Consider the following 17,417-nt stretch of genomic DNA (forward strand, 5'->3'; position numbering starts at 1 on the left):
GACCTACCCTCCATTTGCGCTTTCGAAATGCCAATTAGATCCAACAAGGGCAAAGATGCTCCAGATGCGACATCTGTTGTTTGCGACCCTTGGATAAATACTTTGAGGAACGCTTCCCCGCGTTTATCATGCAAAAGGGCGTTCCCGTCGGGCAATGCCGGTTGAACAGTGCTATTGACGTCGAAGAGAGATCCAAAGTTGGACACTCCTGACCAGCCGACCTCCGACTCGGCGATAAGGCGGACCTTTTATGTGCCGCAGCTACGCATCGCGTCGGGGCTGATCCTTTTCACCTTTGCCATCACCCACTTCATCAATCACGCTCTGGGCTTGGTCTCGCTTGATACCATGCAGGCGGGTCAGGACATCAGGGTGTGGGTGACGCAAAGCGCGGCGGGAACGGCGCTGCTGATTACGGCCGCGACAGTTCACTTCGTGCTGGGCATCGCGAAATTCATCGGAACGCGCACCTGGCGACTCGGAAGACGGGATTTCATTCAATTGATCTTCGGGCTTCTTATCCCCCTATTCCTGATCCGTCATGTGCTCGGCACCCGCGGCGTTCAAGAGATGTTTGGCATCGAGGCCGACTATACCTATGCCATGTGGGCCATGTGGCCGAATGAGGCGCTGTCGCAGGCCTTGCTGATGACGCTTGTCTGGGTTCACGGCTGTATCGGCATGCATCACTGGCTGATCGTCCGAGCTTGGTACCGCCGGTCACTCTGGCTCTGGTACGGGTTGGCGGTGGGCATACCCGCATTGGCCTATGCAGGCTATGTCGCCGCAGGCCGGGTCAGTGCGTTGCAGTCAAGCTATTCCAACCCGTTCTCGGCAGAGCAATATGCGACGTTCGTGTCGACGCTTCAGGCGACCAACACAGTTTACTACGCCATCCTCGCGGGCGCCTTGGGGATATGGCTGCTGCTGTTGACGAGGCAGCGTTTTTCCGGACGCGTTATCGTCACTTACGCCAATGGCCCCATCATCCCGGCATCCCGAGGGCTTTCAGTGCTGGACATCAGCCGGATCAATCGTGTCCCACACGCCTCGGTCTGCGGCGGGCGGGCACGATGCTCCACTTGCCGCGTTCGGGTGATCGAGGGCCACGAGATGTTGCCTCCGCCAACCGAGATCGAAACCACGGTGCTAAAGCGGGTCGCAGCGCCGGCAAATGTCCGGCTGGCCTGTCAATTGCGCCCGACCGCCAATCTGACCATCTCGACGCTGATGCCGGGCAACATAGACGCTACGCGCGGGGTCGCGATTGATCGCTACCATTGGGGCGTCGAACGGGACGCAACGATCCTGTTCTGCGATCTGCGCGGATTTACGAAGATGTCCGAGGGCAAGCTATCCTACGATGTGGTTTTTCTCCTGAACCAGTTCCTCGGTCGGATGGCCGAGGCCATTCAGGATTCCGGCGGGTATGTCGACAAGTTCATGGGCGACGGGATCATGGCGATCTTCGGGATGGAGACGTCGATTCAAGACAGTGCGGTTCGCGCGATCAAGGCTGCACGGGCGATGGGCGGCGTTCTCGACGGACTCAATCAAAGCCTGCAAGAGGAACTTCCGGAGCCGCTTCAGATCGGGATCGGGTTGAATACCGGACCCGTGGTTCTGGGCCGCATCGGGGCGGGTCACAGAACCGACGCCGCGGCGCGTATCACGGCACTTGGGGAAACGGTGAACACGGCAAGCCGCCTGGAGGGGCTAACAAAATCGATGGAAGTACAGATCATCGTCTCAAACACAACGATTGCAGCGTCAGGTCTGACCCCCGGCGACAAGATGGCGCGCCAGAGTGTCGATGTCAGAGGGCTCAGCCAGCCGATCATCGTCTACACCGTCAAGCGGGCAACCGACCTGCCCTCTTCGGAAAGCCCCTGACCTTGCGCGACGGGTCAACCCAGCCCCCAACACCATTGGCACGGTCGTCTTGCGAAACCATATGGACCACCTGTAGCTCCAGGGCGATTTGGACAGATTCAACCAATTGTCCAGTTAACCAAGAACAAATCTAAACGTATTCGGGTAAAGTTTTCCGAAATATAAAGGGAAAACTTTAGACGTTTCTTTCGTTTCTTGGAGTGAACATGGCAGCGACGCCAGAATATGCAGCCTTTGCCTTGGGCCTTAGCTTCGCAGCCACGCTTGAAAGCAGCAGGCACGGGCGCTGCAAAACTGACGAGGCAAAGACAACCTCATCCGCAGAAAGCGCCTTCCTATTTTGCGCCGCATTTCACCTTCTACGAAACCAACCGTCGTGCACCATCCACAGTGTCGAGGGGGCCGACATGAATTGCGGACCCAATGCTTATGAGAACGGCACATGAGGGATGCGCCAAACTGAAAAACGAACTTACTGTTGACCGATTGACCGAGGTCAACAGCCAAACCGGGAAGAGAGGGCGAGCTCCATGAGGACGTCACCAAAGAGACTTTTTGAACTAGTTACAAATATTTCGGGCGTCCTTCGCGATCTGGAACAGATGGGAATCCGTCTGGAGATTGGCGATGATTTCGCCAAGTACCGCACGTTGAGAAGCCAACTGCCAGATCGCGGGCCGATCTATCCGATGTTCGATGTCGCGAGTTCGTATATTGACGAGGGCAACGGGTTCTGGATCTGCGGGTTCGACCCCAGCGGCGAGCTGGTCCACACGCAGGCAGTACGCCTTCTCGATCTCGAGGGCGTTTCACTGGCCCAGCACCTGAATACCCACCGCCACAAGTACATCACCCCTGATTCAACCCCGGACCCAGATCTCACGTTTTATTCAGGCCCCCAAGCACTCCAGACGATCACGGGCAAAGTCTGCTACCAGGGCGAATTCTGGCTTCGTGCCAGCGGTCTCGGCGGTCCGCGCAGCCACGGTGCGACGTCGCTGTTGTCACGCGTCCTGCTGGAGATCATGGTCGGCGCCTGGAACCCGGCCTTCGTGTTTGCGCTTGTCCCCCAAAGGCTTGCCGCCAAGGGCGCACATCTCCGCTATGGCTACAGCCATTGCGAACCCGGTCGCTGGCTGGGGCAGGACCAACAGGTAACGGAAGAAGACCATTTGATCTGGATGGGCGCCAAGGACATGGCAAATCTGCTCGCGCGGACACCACAGGGTGTTAGACGTCCGAACAGTGTTTCCAAGCTCCGGGTCGCCGGGCCCTCCACCAAGACAAAGCACCATCTGCAAGCGTGATGCGGCTTTCCGATGACGCCTGCAAAACAGACAAAGCTGTCGTGCCCGGCGGCTTGGCTTGCGGTACTGACGCGGAATTCGGGTCTACTCGACCTGGCTGAGCCGTTTCCCGAAACGGTCGTTTGGGGAGAGCGCAACAGTACGAAAGAAATGCAGGGTTCTCGGGTCAACGCCAACAGACACGATGCAAGTTCGGCATCGCGCCCTTTCGCTTGACGCGCGCCCCTTAGTTCTTCACTAAACGCAGGTCATAATTTTCAGCGGTGGCAGTCTTCAGCAATGGCCGACAAAATTCTCGAAAAAGTAAACGATATCGTAAACGATGGCGCGAGAAATCTTGTTGACCGGCGGGTCATTTTCGAGCTTGCGGTACTTGGTGTTCTGGCAAAAGAACATGTGCTGATGATCGGTCCTCCGGGGACGGGCAAATCGGCCGCGGTACGTGCCGTCGCCCAACGGTTTTCAGGCCGCCATTTTGAGTATTTGCTGGGCCGGTTTACGGAGCCAGCGGAATTGTTTGGTGCGCTCAGCATCGAGGCCCTTCGAGACGGGCGCGTCGAGGTGGTGACCGAAGGCATGCTGCCGGAGGCCAATGTTGCGTTTCTCGACGAGATCTTTCTGGGCTCGACCGCAATTCTGAACACGCTTCTCGGGCTGTTGAACGAGCGCGTCTACCGTCGCGGCGCACAACAGATTGACGTGCCGCTCTGGACTTGTTTCGCGGCCTCCAATGCCATGCCGGATGATCCCATGTTGGCGGCGTTTGCCGACCGGTTTCTGATGACCACCTTTGTTGATCCGGTCGGCCTCGACAACGTGGCCAGCCTTCTTCGGTCAGGCTGGTCGCTGACCCAGGCCGTGGCACCCTCGGACCCTGGCCAGGTCTTGACCGAAGCTGAAGTGCGGGACCTGGTTCAGCGCGTGCACGAGGTGGATCTTGACCAGATCATTGATCCCTTTTCGCAGATAGTCGGCAAACTGTCTGTCAGAGGCATCAGTTTTTCTGATCGCCGGATTGTTCGAGGTCAGAAGCTGATCGCCGCGGCTGCCGTTCTGGCAGGCCGACAACAGGCAACGCTGGCCGATTTGTGGCCGGTCGTCTTCATGGTGCAGGACCGCAGTTTGCAGGAGCAGGCCAAAGAGATTTTGGCGGAAGAGCTTCAACTGGCCGAAAACCCGGTTCTGGACCAGGCCGCCAAGACAGCCGCCTATGGCCCTGCCGCTTATGCCGCTGATCTTGCCAAATCCGCGCAGGAGCATCTCGACAACAAACCGCAGTTGCGCGACGACCCTTCCTTCGAGCCCTGGTGTATCCGTGCCGAGAGCATGATTGCCCGCATTGATGCCGGGTTCGCAGAAGAAATGCGCCCCGAAACGCTTGCTTTGGCACGGTCGGCCCTTGTCGCAGCAATCCGCTAGGATCGTGTCATGGATCTGGCGGTCAAACTTGTCGATGATAGGGTACCCGCCAGGCCCTGCGGGTTGATCGCCGATATCGGGTTTCTGACCAAACTCGCACCGCGTGTCGCCGCTTTGGACGGTTTTCTGCTGGCCCGCCAAAACGCGAAATTCATCCTCTATCATCCCCATGCAACCGATCCTGATCTGCCATGGTTGGGGGACGATATCATTTACCTGAACCGGTATTCCCACGGCCTCTATGGTCCCGCCGGATCGCGCCTGAACATTCCCGCTCATCTGCTTGCGCAATTCCGGGTCGACATCACCTCTCGCAAGGGGTTCAAGGGTGACCTGCTGATGATGTCGGGTGATGAGTTGAAGGTGGTGGACCTGTCACCTGCAATGCCCGTGCACCGCGTCGATCTGGATGCCACGATGGGGCAGGTAAATTGACCATCGCAGAGACCGGCAAAGCCGCAAACGCCATTGAACAGACCGCCCATCTCTTTCGGCAGATGGAAAAGCCCCTGAGAACGGTTTTGGAGGGGCTGCTGAGGGATTTTGATGGCTTTTCCGACCTTGTGACCCATCACTCGGAGCCCGGGTTGGGGCAATTCAGTGGCTATGAAGGCATCGAAAACCGCGGCGAGGTCGGTGATATACTGGCGTCTGAATGGGCAATCCACGATCTGGATCCGGTCGAATTCATGCGCCGTGTCGCGATGCAGGAAACCCTGTACCGCCGCAGGATACACGAGACCGAAACCCAGGGTCGTGCCATCTGCCTGATTGTTGATAGTGGCGCATGGATGCTGGGTCATAACCGGCTTCTGGGGCTTGGGGCGGTCTTCTGGCTTGCGGCGCAGTCCGCCAGGCAGGGCGTTGACTTCTGCTGGTGTCATACGGCCGATCCGGGCACCTGGCATCAAGGCCTCGAGCGCAGGCAGATCGAAACGTATCTGAGCACCGTTTCGCAGCATGAACTCGACCAGGACATGCTCGAAGAGATCGTCACCGGTCTACAGCCAACCGAGAAGGTAACGCGCGAATACTGGATCGTTGGGCCAACGCGCTTGGAGCATCAGGTCAACCTGCTCAATCTTCGCGCGGCGCTTCTCGCCGATTTGCCAAAGAACCACGAAAGTACCAATCAGGTCGCCAGTGCGCTCAGGCTCTGGACAAAGGGCACTCTCAGGCGCCTTGCCCAGATGCACTTTCCCGAGGACGGTTTATGCATCGGCGCCTTGCGCAGACCCTTCGCGCTGGATCTTTCGCAGTCGAACGTGACAAGGGATTATCTGGTCGACAATTGGGCGCCCCGGCACTGGCTTGAGCTGGACAATGGCAAGGTTGCAGTTCGGTGGCGAAACGGCCTGCTTCTGACAAACCACTTTTCCGCCGACAAGGCATCGGACCATTGGTTTCCCTTGCCGGAAGACGCACAGATTTCTGCGGTTTTCTGCGAAGGGTCCACCTTCCATCTGCTGTGGCAGTCTGCCGAGTACCAACCGCATCAACTGAAATACGCCGTGGTTAACCTGACCGGCAACGACCACGAACCCAAGGTCCAGGAGGTCCCGGTTCATGCAAAGCTGGACGATTTCGCATTCGGTGCAACCGCATTGCCGTGGCAAGACCTGGGGTATGACAATCGCGAAGATGGCGCGTTAGCGGTTATTGATCGTCTGGGACAAAGCAGAACCATCAACCTGAAAACCGGTCTGGTGCGGCATGATGCGGAGCAGCCAACGCTCCTTGCGCGCGACGGCAGTAGCCAGCTATGGGCGGTTCCGATGGGCGACCCCCGACTGGGCGGTGAGATCTTGCAGTCAACAGCCGGTCATCCCTATCGGAACCTGACGATAAGGCTGGAGGATCCAGTGAATTGGACCTCGAACTTGCGCGACATTCGATTGGCAATCAGCGATATCGCCGTGCTGATGACTGAAGACGGCACACGTTATGTCATCCGCGACCGGCATGAAGAGATCGAGATGATCTGGCCTGACGGCCTGGTGCCACTTCAGGCGCTCGGCCCCAAGAAAGGTTTCGGCTATCATCCCTCCTCGGGCACCATCATCCAGTATCGCTGGCACGAGGGGGCGAAGCCGCAATTGCACCCCAAGAACCACAAAGGCCACAAGACCGGACTGTCGCATCTGCGCTCTTCGCGCATGGGGCGGTTTGCCTATGGCGTGGCGCTGGACGATGGGCAACCTCAGGAACTTGTGAGGTTGCGGCTTGGTGGCAAGGGGCCCGGGTTCGAGAGTATTTCCGTCGTGGACCTGATCGCGGAAGCGAGGACCGTATGGCTCAGCGATTGACCGCGATACGGCACCGCCGGAAGAAGCCCTTGCCGCCGCGCGAATGGGTTTGGCTATCCGTGGGCCAGTATGACGGCATTCTTCTGCCGGATGCCACCGGTCCAACGCAGGCGACGCCGCTCCTGCCATTTCTGAAAGGCATTACGGCGCTTTTTGAGACCCCTGTCGGGTTGATGGCGCTGTTTGAAGCGCCGATCGAACTCGACCCGGCGCAACTGGGATCAGCATTGCCGCTGCGCCGGAACGCGGCCGGCAGCTTGTCCAGTTACGCAGATGCCCCGCAAGCGGTGGCTGATACTCTCGACTGCTTTCTGGCAGGACAGCGTCACGTCATCGCGTCCAAGGAATGGGTTTCGATTGATCCCCTTGTCTTCTGGAACCTGGACGCCATCGGCACCGCCCGCTGTGACAGCCCGCCCTTGGCGAAGCGGCCCAAGATGGAACCGGCAAGCGCTGCCAAGCCCGACCCACGCATAAAAGCCACGATCGAGCGCACATCCGAATTGCAGATGGAAAGCGCCCGGATTTCCCAAACGAGTATTCGAAAGAGCGCAGTGATCGCCGACGGGGCGCGCCGCACGGTGAGATTTCTGTTCAAAACCTGCTTTACTATTGGCCTCATCCTTTTCGGGCTGGTCATGGTTCTAGGCCTGGCGAAAACGATCCTGACCGCTCCAAATCCGCAAGACGGCAGTTGGCTTTGGGCGGTGTTGCTGTTTCTGGCGTTGGCTTATGTTCTGCTCAGGATTTTCAGTGGCCCCGGCGGATCGGTGACCCGAATTCTTCGCGCCGGGCAACGGGGCGGGACACGGGACGGCCGGGCCGCGCGATCGGCCACGGCACCTGCCCAACGGCCCAAATCACCAGGACTTCTCGACAAGTTTCACGGCTGGCTTTTGTGGAACACGCCCGCGGGTGACAGCTTGCGGCGTGGCTTGGAGGGCCGCTTGAAGGAGATGGAAAAGCTGTTGAAGGCCGGGCACATAGATGAGGCGTTGAAGCGCGCCCTTTCCGCCGCGGCCAGCGAGCGCAAGAAGCCGCCTTCAATGGCGTCACGCCTGCCTGAAATCCGCTCAAACCTGGGGCTCAACTTCGGCCAAAAGGTCGATGGGCCGTCGATCCCGATCGGCATGAGCTCCTTTCAGGAAATGCGGCAAATGTACCTGGGTCTCGCCCGCGAATACGAAGCTAAGGGTGACCACGGGCGCGCCGCCTTTATCTATGACGAATTGTTGGGGGACTACGCCGCCGCCCTCCGGGTTCTGGAACATGCCAAGCGATACGAAGACGCGGCCAAGCTCGCGATGGCCCGCAACCAGAGTGGCGGTGACATCGTGTGCCTGTGGTACCTGGCAGGAAAGCGTGATGTCGCCATCGCGCTCGCCGAACGGTACAGCTGCTTTGACGTCCTGGTCCGTGCTGCGGAGAACAAGAACATCCAGGCGGGACAGTTCATTCGCAAGATCTGGGCCGAACGTCTGGTCCAGACCGGGGACATCGCGCAGGCGCTTCTGGTGTCCGACGATGTGCCGGGCCTCGAAGAGATCCGCCTAAGATGGCTGGCGCAGGCAATCGGGCAGGGTGAACTTGAAGACCCGGCCATTTTCCACCGCGCGTTGCTGGTCTTGCCCTGGCGGGCCGAGGTGGCTGACGGGGCCGCGATCGCCGATCCCGGGACCGTTGGCGCGGCGCTCGAAAGCAAGGTTTCGACGGTGCTCAATCCCTCGACCGACCCCGATGAACGGACCTCGCTCTTGGATCACCTTCTGGACGGAACCAGGAAAAAGGGTTGGCGGAGCGAGGTGTTGCAAAAGCCAAACATCAGCCGCCTCTGCGACAACATCATCCGGCAGACCATCACCGATGCGGTCCCGCTGACAAAGAAATCTCTCGAAGGTTACAGCGCCATTGCCCGGGCCGCCGGTCTGGGCCCCTTGGCGGCGGACCTGCGTCGCATCAAGCGTGCCCAACCGACCGAAACCGCACCGGGGAACGCATTGCTGTTGCCGCCTGTATCATTGGCACAGCCCAAGTGGTGCCATCTGGCCTGTTTGCCGCGCGGGCGGGTCTTGGTCGGCGATCCATCCGGGACGGTGCGCATTCTGGCGCCTTCCGGCAAGATCGAATGGGCGGATCAGGTCACGGACCTGGCAGGGTTTGTGCGCATCCGAACCGGGCGTTTCGTTATTCTGGTTCTCGGCCATGAGGCGCATGCCCGCCGTATCCTCATGCTCGACACGTTGCGCCACACTTACAGAAAGCTCGGCAACCTGCCATTGGAAGCGTGGCACAGCGAAAGCAATGAACACATCTGGATGGTCAAATCCGGTCGCCGTATCCAGGCACTGTCGGTGGTTGCCTTGTTCAACGAAGAGGCTCCTGAATTTCGGGAAAGCTGGGGCGTTACGATCAACGAGGATGTTGTGGTTCTAGGTTTTGTCCGGAACGACAGCGTGATCGGTTGGTACTTTCAACGCCGCGAGGGTGCGGCCGGGTTCGGATTGATCGAGTATTGGACCGCACCGACAAGAACGCTCAGCTTCTCCACCTATTTTCTTGTTCCCCCGGGCGAAAACGAGCGCGGAAAAACGAACATCTACACCGAACCGACAGCCCTCAGAGGTACAATTTTTTCGTATTCCGGCAACACCGCAGGCAAGGCGATCCATACGAACCTCAGAGCGTATACATGGGATAATGAAAGAGCCTTGAAGTCCGACCATTTTCGGTTTCTGCAGACGCTTTCCAACCCTGCTCCGATCCGCTCCTACGCGATGGGCCCACTGGTGATCGAAAGCTCGGGCGCGTTGATCCCGTCATTGCGCCTGCTCCGTCAGGGAACGGAAACATTTGTTCGTCTGGAACGAAGCTCCTGGCGTGCATCGGATGCGGCGCCCAACGGCAGGACCTGGGCGATCATTGATAACGAACATCGCGTGATCCTGATTGAACCGGGGAAAGCCACCAGCCGGATTGTTTCTTAGACGATCTTCAACCTGAATGTGCCAGATCCGGCTCGGTGCAAACGTGGTTGTCAACGACGGATGCGATACCCCAGGTCGAAGGGCAAAGTTCTCCGTATCTTTCGCCATGGGGCAGCTCAGCACGATCTGACGGGCGAAGTGGGCGGCGGCCTCCACCAACCCAGCACAACCAACATTTGAGACGCACGAAAACGCCGCGTTTCGACCCGGCACTCTTTTCCGTCGTCCGCCGGTCTCCTCAGCCAACAACGCGGTTCGCGCCATCAATCGTGCCAAGGGCTGCGTACATGTCGGGGCGGCGATCCCGAAACACACCCCAAGAGAGGCGATAGTCGCGTACCGCCTGGAGATCGAATGTCGCGGTCAGGTAAGTCTCATCCGTGCGGTTTGCCTCGGCGACTTTGGCACCGGTATGATCCGCTATGAAGGATGAGCCATAGAAGGTCATTTCGGTCTCACCATCCTTTTCCGATCCAATCCGATTTGAAGCGACCAGCGGCATGATGTTCGCCGCGGCATGACCTTGCATCGTGCGCTGCCAATGGGCGGCACTGTCCAGATCGGGATAATGCGGCTCGGATCCGATGGCGGTCGGGAACATCAGCACCTCGGCGCCCATCAATGCAAGGGACCGTGCGGTTTCGGGAAACCACTGATCCCAACACACCCCGCATCCCAACCGGGCATAGCGCGTATCGACCACCTGGAACCCGGTATCACCGGGCGTGAAATAGAACTTCTCCTCATAGCCCGCGGCCTGCGGGATGTGGGTCTTGCGGTAGTTGGTCAGTATCTCGCCGTCAGCATCTATCACCGCCAGCGAGTTGTAATGCGCGAGACCCGCACGCTCGAAATAGGAGATTGGCAGGACCACGTTCAGCCGTCTGGCCAGATCGCGAAAATGCTGCACCAAACGGCTTTCCTGCAATGTGCTGGCCAGAGCCAGGTGCCTCGCCGAGATCTCGAGACAGAAATAGGGTGTCTGGAACAACTCCTGCAGCAGGATGATCTGCGCGCCATCCTCGGCGGCGGCGGTGACGATATCCTCGGCTTTCTGGATGTTTTCATCCTGGTCCCAGGAACAGGCCATCTGGGTGGCCGCGATGGTGACATTCGACATGACAATCTCCGTTCGGCCCCGGTAGGTGGCCGGTCATTCAATTTGCAAAGCAGGTGCGCGGCACACACGGCACCGCGCGGTCAGGTCAGTTCATCAGTTTCGTCCAGACCCGATCATAAAGTTCGGTCGATTCCGGGCTGCAGGTCGGGATGAACTCAGGTGCCGGGGCATCTGCAGGCGGGGTCATTTCCGGCGCGCCGGAAAGATCCGCGTCCACAAACGCCTCCGACCCCTTGATGCCATTGGAATAGCGCGCGTAATTGGTGATCATCGCCGCATTTTCCGGTGCCATCACGAAGTTAATGAAATCCTTGGCGTTTTCGATGTTCTGAGCGCCTTTGGGAACTGCCAGGTTGTCCATCCAACCGGTGAACCCTTCCTTGGGATAGACATAGCGCAGCGATGGCTTTTCATCGCGGGCGCGCATGGCATAGCCGTTCCAGCTCATCGATACGACTGCCTCGCCAGAGACAAGCGGTTCCTTGGTCTCGGAATCGAAGCTCTTGACCCATTCTTTCTGGGTTTCCAGCAAGGCCAGCACTTTCTTCATGTCCGCGGGGTTGTCATTGCAGCGCGGCAGATCAAGATACCGCAGCGCCATGTTGATGACATCATTGATGTCGCGCAGCATGTTGATCTTGCCTTTGACCTCGTCCGACGGGTCAAACAACACCGCCAACGTGTCGATGTCGCCGGTCACGATCTCGGTATCGACAACGAAGGCGGTCGACCCCCAGGCCCAGGGCGCGGAAAATTCCCGCTCAGGATCCCAATAGACTTCACGCCACCGCTCATCGACATGTTCAAAGTTCGGCATCGCGTGCACGTCGATCTGCTCGACCATGTTTTCGGCGATCAGGATCTGCATTGTGCCGTCGCCCGGCACGATGATGTCATATCCGCCGGCCCCTGCACGCAGCTTGGAGATCATGGTTTCCATGCTGTCATAGGTGTCGATATGCACATCGACGCCAAATTCCGCCTCGAACTTCTCGACCAGATCGGGCGGCGTGTATTCCCCCCAGCTATAGATATAAAGGTCCCCCTCGGCGGCGGCGGCAGAGGCCAGCGTCGATGTTCCCAGAGCCAGAATGGCCATGCGGGTCAGGTTCTTCAGAATCATGGTTAGTCTCCCTTGGTAGATCAGGTTTTGGTTTTGCGGCTGAGCACCGCGGAAATCAGGACAAGGATGGATGAGGCCGCGATCATCAGGCTCGACACCGCGTTGACCTCGGGCGTGATGCCAAGGCGCAGCATGGAATAGATATGAACCGGCAATGTGGTGGCACCGGGTCCGGCAACCATGGCCGAGATGATGAAGTCATCCAGCGAGATGATGAAAGCAAGCAGCCACCCCGAGATGATCCCGGGCATAAGGATCGGCAATGTGATCCGGCGAAACGCCATCATCGGACGGGCAAAGAGATCGCGCGCCGCCTGCTCCAGCCCGGCATCCATCGACGCCAAACGCGCCCGGATCGGCAGATAGGCGAAGGGGATGCAAAAGACGATATGGGCCACGATCACCGTCATCAGCCCCAGCCGGAAACCGATCGTCGCGAAGAAGATCAGCGTGGCGATGGCCGTGACGATCTCGGGGACCATCAGGGGGAAGTTGATGATGCCATAGGCCACTTCCTTGCCACGAAACCGCAGGCGCACGGTGGCCATGGCCGCCGCGGTTGCCAGCACGGTTGCGACGCTCGATGCGATGACGGCCACGGTCAGCGAATTCAGAGCGGCAGTCTGAATGCCTTCATTGGCAAAAACGGCCTTGTACCAACGCAGGGAAAACCCGTCGAGCTGGCTGATCGAGCGGCCCGAGTTGAAGGAATAGAGGGTCAAAAACGCGATCGGAGCGTAAAGAAACACCACTGCAACAACCGCCATCGTGCCAAAGCCGGGCAGGTTGCGGATATCCTTGTCGCGTCGATCCAGAAGCGCCATTACACCACCTCCGTACCGGCTTTGGCCGCACGACGGGCAGACCACATGAGCGCGATCAGTGTCAGCGTCATCAGCACGGTTGAAAGAGCAGCCCCAAAGGGCCAGTTGCGCGACCCCTGGAATTGCTGACCGATCAGGTTGCCAATCATGATGGTCTTGCCGCCGCCCAGGATGTCCGGGGCCAGAAAGGCACCGATGCCGGGGATGAAGACCAGAAGGCTGCCCGCGACAACGCCCGGCCGCAGGATCGGCAGAACCACGCCAACAAAGGCCTTCCACCGGTTGGCATGCAGGTCATAGGCCGCCTCAAGCAGACTGAAGTCGAACCGCTCGATCGCGGCATAGAGCGGCAGGATCATGAAGGGCAGAAAGCTGTAGGCAAGCCCCAGGCCAACGGCGAAGTTGTTATACGACAGCGGCAACGGGCCAGAGGTCAGGCCAATCGCCTGCAAACTGTCGTTGATCGGTCCTTCGTCGCGCAAGATGAGCAGCATCGCGATGGTGCGCACCAGAAGGTTGACCCAGTACGGCACCGTGACCAGCATCAACCAGAGTGTCTTTTGCCGGTCCGGGCGTGTGGCGATGAACCAGGCCGTCGGGATGCCAATGAGCAGGCAGAGCAGTGTCGCCACGCCTGCCTGCACGAGCGAGCGCACGAAAATGCGAATGTAGTCGGTCGAGAAACTGAGCGTGTCGTCAAAGATGTCACGCTCGAACAAGAGGCGGACATAGGCATCTGTCGAGAATTCCCAGATCACACCGCCATATCGGGCAGGTTCGAGAAAGGAATAGAGCGTCGTGATGCCGATCGGCACGATCATGAACACGGCAATGATGGCCAGAGCGGGTGACAAAAGCAGCGCCGCCAGTCTGGTGTGCCCATGCACCTTCATTGGATCAAAACCCTTAAGGCCCCCGCCTCGAAATCTGCATAGACCTGATCGCCCGGCTGGAAATCCAACTGCCCGCGCGCGCCACCCCGCGGCATATGCGCGGTGACCATTTGCCCCTCGGCTTTCAGATGAAAGGCGACGGCATTGCCCAGATAGGTGCGGTCGATCACCTGAAACGGACCAATGCCGTCTGCGCCTGACGCGCTAAGCACGAGTTGTTCCGGCCGGATGCACAGCGTCACCGGTTTTCCGCTTTCAACCTGTCCGGTCTCGGCATCGAGTTCCCCCAGGTCCGAAACACGAACGCGGCCTCTTGCGCTGACCCGAGCCTCCAGTAGGTTCGAGCCGCCAATGAAATCCGCGACGAAACGATTGGCCGGCGCGTCATAGATCTCCTCCGGCGTTCCCAATTGCTGAACGCGGCCATCGGCCAGCACCGCGATACGGTCGCTCATGGCCAGGGCTTCTTCCTGGTCATGGGTGACGAAGACAAAGGTGATGCCCGTCTCCCGCTGCAGCGCCTTGAGTTCCAGCCGCATTTTCTGCCGCAGCTTGAGGTCGAGCGCCGACAGGGGTTCATCAAGCAGAAGAATCTTGGGCTGTGGCGCAAGGGCGCGCGCCAGAGCGACACGTTGCCTTTGGCCGCCGGAAAGCTGGTCCGGCATCCTGTCCGCCATCGCGTCCAGCCCGACTAGGCCAAGCATACGATCGGTCACATCGGCAATCTCCGCCCGATCACGTCCCAGCATTTCAAGGCTGAACCCGATATTGCGGCGCACATTGAGGTGCGGAAACAAGGCGTAGTGCTGGAAAACAGTGTTTACCGGGCGCTGTTCGGGCGGTTGGCCTGCCATTTCCTCGTTGAAAATTGCAATGCTTCCGGATGTCGGTTGCTCGAAGCCCCCGATCAGACGCAGGAGCGTCGTCTTGCCACAACCCGAGGGGCCAAGCAGCGTGAAAAACTCGTTCTCGTGGATTTCCAGCTCGATGCCATCCAGGGCGACGTGAGGGGTACCGGCCGCATCGAAATACGTCTTGGAAACATTCCGCATGAGAGCCGCTTGTGACGGTTCTTTGCCAAGCCGTCCCCCGACATGAACTGGTTCCAACCGTGATGTGGCACCCACGTTTTCTCTCCAAGTCTCGTTCTTGTGGAGAAAGGGTGTCACTTAGATTTTGAGTCGCATATCACCTAGAGTGGGTATTGCAGCGGCTGGCTTGGCCGCCGCTACCGCCTTGCTCAACCGAGCGCGAGAAACAATCATACTGACCTTGGACACACTGTGAATCCGCTGGCAGAGGTCAAACTGAGAAGAAATTACCCTTTGACCTTGTCTGTTTCACGGACTTCGAAGCAGTCAGTAGGAACATCAACATTGCCGGCTTAGCGGACAGTCTGTTCTCGTAGATACTGCACGGCACACGAATGCCGGGACCATCTCACTCCCCCCCCCGCGGTATCCAAGTCGCAACAGCACCTAGTCATTCCCCAAAGATAATTTGGAACGCAACAAATGGTGCTACGGTTTGGTTGACAACGACCCGCCACAAAAGAGCGGTTACAAAAACCGCCTCAAACGGGTTAGTGCTGCATTACCGTCCGACACGGAGGTGCAGTGTCACAAACCTCAAAAAGCCGTCTATTGCAGGGCGAAATGGCGGACCGAGGATCAGCCTTATTGATATTGTAAATTATTGTAATAATTTTACTTTCTTAAAAGTCTAAAGATCCATACCACATTTTATACCACGCACAAAATCTCAAACATCTCCGATTACCGTTGTTTGCCCCAAAAGAGGACACCCGCCAACACTTTGCATTGCCGCAGCACAGTCGCTCAATCTGGACCTTCGCTACAATCACGAAACCATCGCTGTGATAGCCTCCCGCTTTGCGGACGAAGCGGACATCCACGCACGAGCCGTGCGATCGCCAGACCGGGGGATGGTGATCGACCGTTGGTTAAGTGCACTTTTATCTTTGCCAAGTCCGAAAAACCTCTGATCGGCGCTCAACCTCTTCAAGTCGTCAGCTCTCTCGGGAGGTCTGGCCATCGCGCGGCAGCGCTACGAAACATGCTAAACAAAAAAAGCATGACTCCTTATCATTATGTGTCTGGTGGCCAAGCGTCATTCTGGATCCAGGTACTGTCTGCCCTGACACTCGGAGTTCAGGCCGGAAAGATCAGAGGAGCGGCGGCAAGCAGAAATGCTTCGTAGAGAATCGCCCCTCGTTTGTTATTTGCCGGTGAGCCTGAGCCTCGCTCCCAACCTTGTCTCTGAGTGGTTCTGTTGGCCAAAATGCACTCTGCGGTCGCACGTTTTCCGGCTCCAGGTGATCAAGTCCTAGCGGGTCAATATCAGGACAGCAGTGCTCGTGGACGTCACTGAGAAAGCCGTGCACCATGAACCACGCGGGCGCGTGGCATTGAGGAACTTAATCCGATCTCGTTTGTTGGGGTCTCGACACGCTGAATCGACTTTCAGCTCCTAAGGTATGCTAGCCGGGGGAACAGCACTTGACCACAGCCAGTCCAAAGTTCTTGCGAATGGCCGTCAGATTGGAGGAAGCCCTCTCGGGCCTCCGCGGCGCCAACCGGCAACCCAAGATCATAGAACCTTACGCTGGCTACGCGACCCCCGAACACCTGGTTGTTCGGGGACGGGTTCATGACAGTTTTGCGCCCGCAGCGCCGAGGCCCGGACAGGGGCGGTTCACCAACCTGCGGCAGATGCTGGCCATGTTCCGAACCCAGGAAGTCGCCGGGGCGACTGTCACCGCTGGTGCTCAGGAGGCGATGACGGATGAGGAGGGGTACTTTACCCTTCAGCTCGAGCGACCATCGGTGGCAGGATGGCATGATGTTGAGCTTACCCTTGAAGCGAATGGCAGCACGGCGACCTGTCCGGTCTTGGTGCCGAATCCGCGGACATCGGCGATTGTCATCTCGGACATCGACGACACTGTCATGAAGACGGGCGCCTATTCTCTTCTGCGAAACCTGTGGACCACTTTCACCGGCAGCGCGCTGACCCGTCAGGTTTACCCCGATGCGGCCGTTCTGCTGCACGAGCTTGCTGCGAGGGGTGAACGCCCCGTCTACTACGTGAGTTCGTCGCCATGGAACCTTTACGCCTTTCTGCGATCCGTCTTTGAACGGGCATCCGTGGTACAGGGGCCGATGTTCCTGCGGGACATGGGCCTGAGCGAGACAAAACTCATCACCGATGGCCATGGCGACCACAAGGGGCAGAGTATCGATACGATCCTTGCAGCGACGCCCGACTGTTCAGTTGTCCTGATGGGTGACACCGGGCAAAAGGACGCCCTGATCTATCGTGACGTGATCGAGCGTCACCCCGGGCGCGTTAAGGCCGTTGTGCTGCGCGCACCCGGACCGGGGCTGGATGACGACGACCGCCGCGCCATCGCTGCGCTAGAGGAAACCGGTGTTCTGGTGCTCCATGGTCGGTCCTTTGCCGGTTTTGCCGGGCGGATCGAAGAGGCTCTCGCTCCGGATCGCAGTCAAGAGAAGCAATGAAAGGTC

At 58.6% G+C, this 17,417-nt stretch carries 12 protein-coding genes; 7 read left to right on the forward strand and 5 right to left on the reverse strand.

The genetic code is table 11. The features are described 5' to 3' along the window. Positions 1-198: 198 nt before the first annotated feature. From RBB29_RS17460 to RBB29_RS17485, 6 genes are all read left to right on the forward strand, one after another. On the forward strand, positions 199-1,893 hold the full coding sequence (locus RBB29_RS17460; protein WP_306121190.1) for an adenylate/guanylate cyclase domain-containing protein: 1,695 nt from the start codon (positions 199-201) through the stop codon (positions 1,891-1,893). A 530-nt stretch (positions 1,894-2,423) separates the two neighbouring features. Further along, on the forward strand, positions 2,424-3,200 hold the full coding sequence (locus RBB29_RS17465; protein ID WP_306115570.1) for a hypothetical protein: 777 nt from the start codon (positions 2,424-2,426) through the stop codon (positions 3,198-3,200). Between the two features lie 279 nt (positions 3,201-3,479). Then, positions 3,480-4,619 carry an AAA family ATPase gene (locus RBB29_RS17470; RefSeq protein WP_306115569.1) on the forward strand — a complete coding sequence of 380 codons (1,140 nt, stop codon included), beginning with the start codon at positions 3,480-3,482 and terminating at the stop codon, positions 4,617-4,619. Positions 4,620-4,628: 9 nt separating this feature from the next. Beyond that, positions 4,629-5,054, forward strand: coding sequence for a hypothetical protein (locus RBB29_RS17475; RefSeq protein ID WP_306115568.1), 426 nt, complete (start codon positions 4,629-4,631; stop codon positions 5,052-5,054). Next, on the forward strand, positions 5,051-6,925 hold the full coding sequence (locus tag RBB29_RS17480) for a hypothetical protein (protein WP_306115567.1): 1,875 nt from the start codon (positions 5,051-5,053) through the stop codon (positions 6,923-6,925). The genes RBB29_RS17475 and RBB29_RS17480 overlap by 4 nt, the downstream gene beginning before the upstream one ends. Further along, on the forward strand, positions 6,910-9,909 hold the full coding sequence (locus RBB29_RS17485; protein WP_306115566.1) for a hypothetical protein: 3,000 nt from the start codon (positions 6,910-6,912) through the stop codon (positions 9,907-9,909). Before RBB29_RS17480 ends, RBB29_RS17485 begins: the two co-directional genes overlap by 16 nt. A 238-nt stretch (positions 9,910-10,147) precedes the next feature. On the opposite strand, the gene aguB is transcribed toward RBB29_RS17485, so the two are convergent. From aguB to RBB29_RS17510, 5 genes are all read right to left on the reverse strand, one after another. Beyond that, positions 10,148-11,029, reverse strand: a complete 882-nt coding sequence (aguB, locus tag RBB29_RS17490; protein ID WP_306115565.1) for an N-carbamoylputrescine amidase — start codon at positions 11,027-11,029, stop codon at positions 10,148-10,150. 85 nt (positions 11,030-11,114) lie between these two features. After that, on the reverse strand, positions 11,115-12,152 hold the full coding sequence (locus RBB29_RS17495) for an extracellular solute-binding protein (RefSeq protein ID WP_306115564.1): 1,038 nt from the start codon (positions 12,150-12,152) through the stop codon (positions 11,115-11,117). Positions 12,153-12,172: 20 nt separating this feature from the next. Continuing rightward, a complete protein-coding gene (locus tag RBB29_RS17500) occupies positions 12,173-12,976 on the reverse strand; it encodes an ABC transporter permease (RefSeq protein ID WP_306115563.1) in 804 nt (267 codons plus the stop codon). After that, the gene (locus RBB29_RS17505; RefSeq protein WP_306115562.1) at positions 12,976-13,869 is read right to left on the reverse strand and encodes an ABC transporter permease; all 894 of its coding nucleotides are present in this window, start codon (positions 13,867-13,869) and stop codon (positions 12,976-12,978) included. Before RBB29_RS17505 ends, RBB29_RS17500 begins: the two co-directional genes overlap by 1 nt. Continuing rightward, complete coding sequence (locus RBB29_RS17510; protein WP_306115561.1) at positions 13,866-14,921, reverse strand: ABC transporter ATP-binding protein; 1,056 nt, start codon at positions 14,919-14,921, stop codon at positions 13,866-13,868. The genes RBB29_RS17505 and RBB29_RS17510 overlap by 4 nt, the downstream gene beginning before the upstream one ends. A gap of 1,497 nt (positions 14,922-16,418) precedes the next feature. Between RBB29_RS17510 and RBB29_RS17515 the strand changes: the two genes are divergently transcribed. After that, a complete protein-coding gene (locus RBB29_RS17515) occupies positions 16,419-17,411 on the forward strand; it encodes an App1 family protein (protein ID WP_306115560.1) in 993 nt (330 codons plus the stop codon). Positions 17,412-17,417: the final 6 nt, after the last annotated feature.

The organism is Roseovarius sp. MMSF_3359 (assembly GCF_030733385.1).
Taxonomy (GTDB): Bacteria; Pseudomonadota; Alphaproteobacteria; order Rhodobacterales; family Rhodobacteraceae; genus Roseovarius.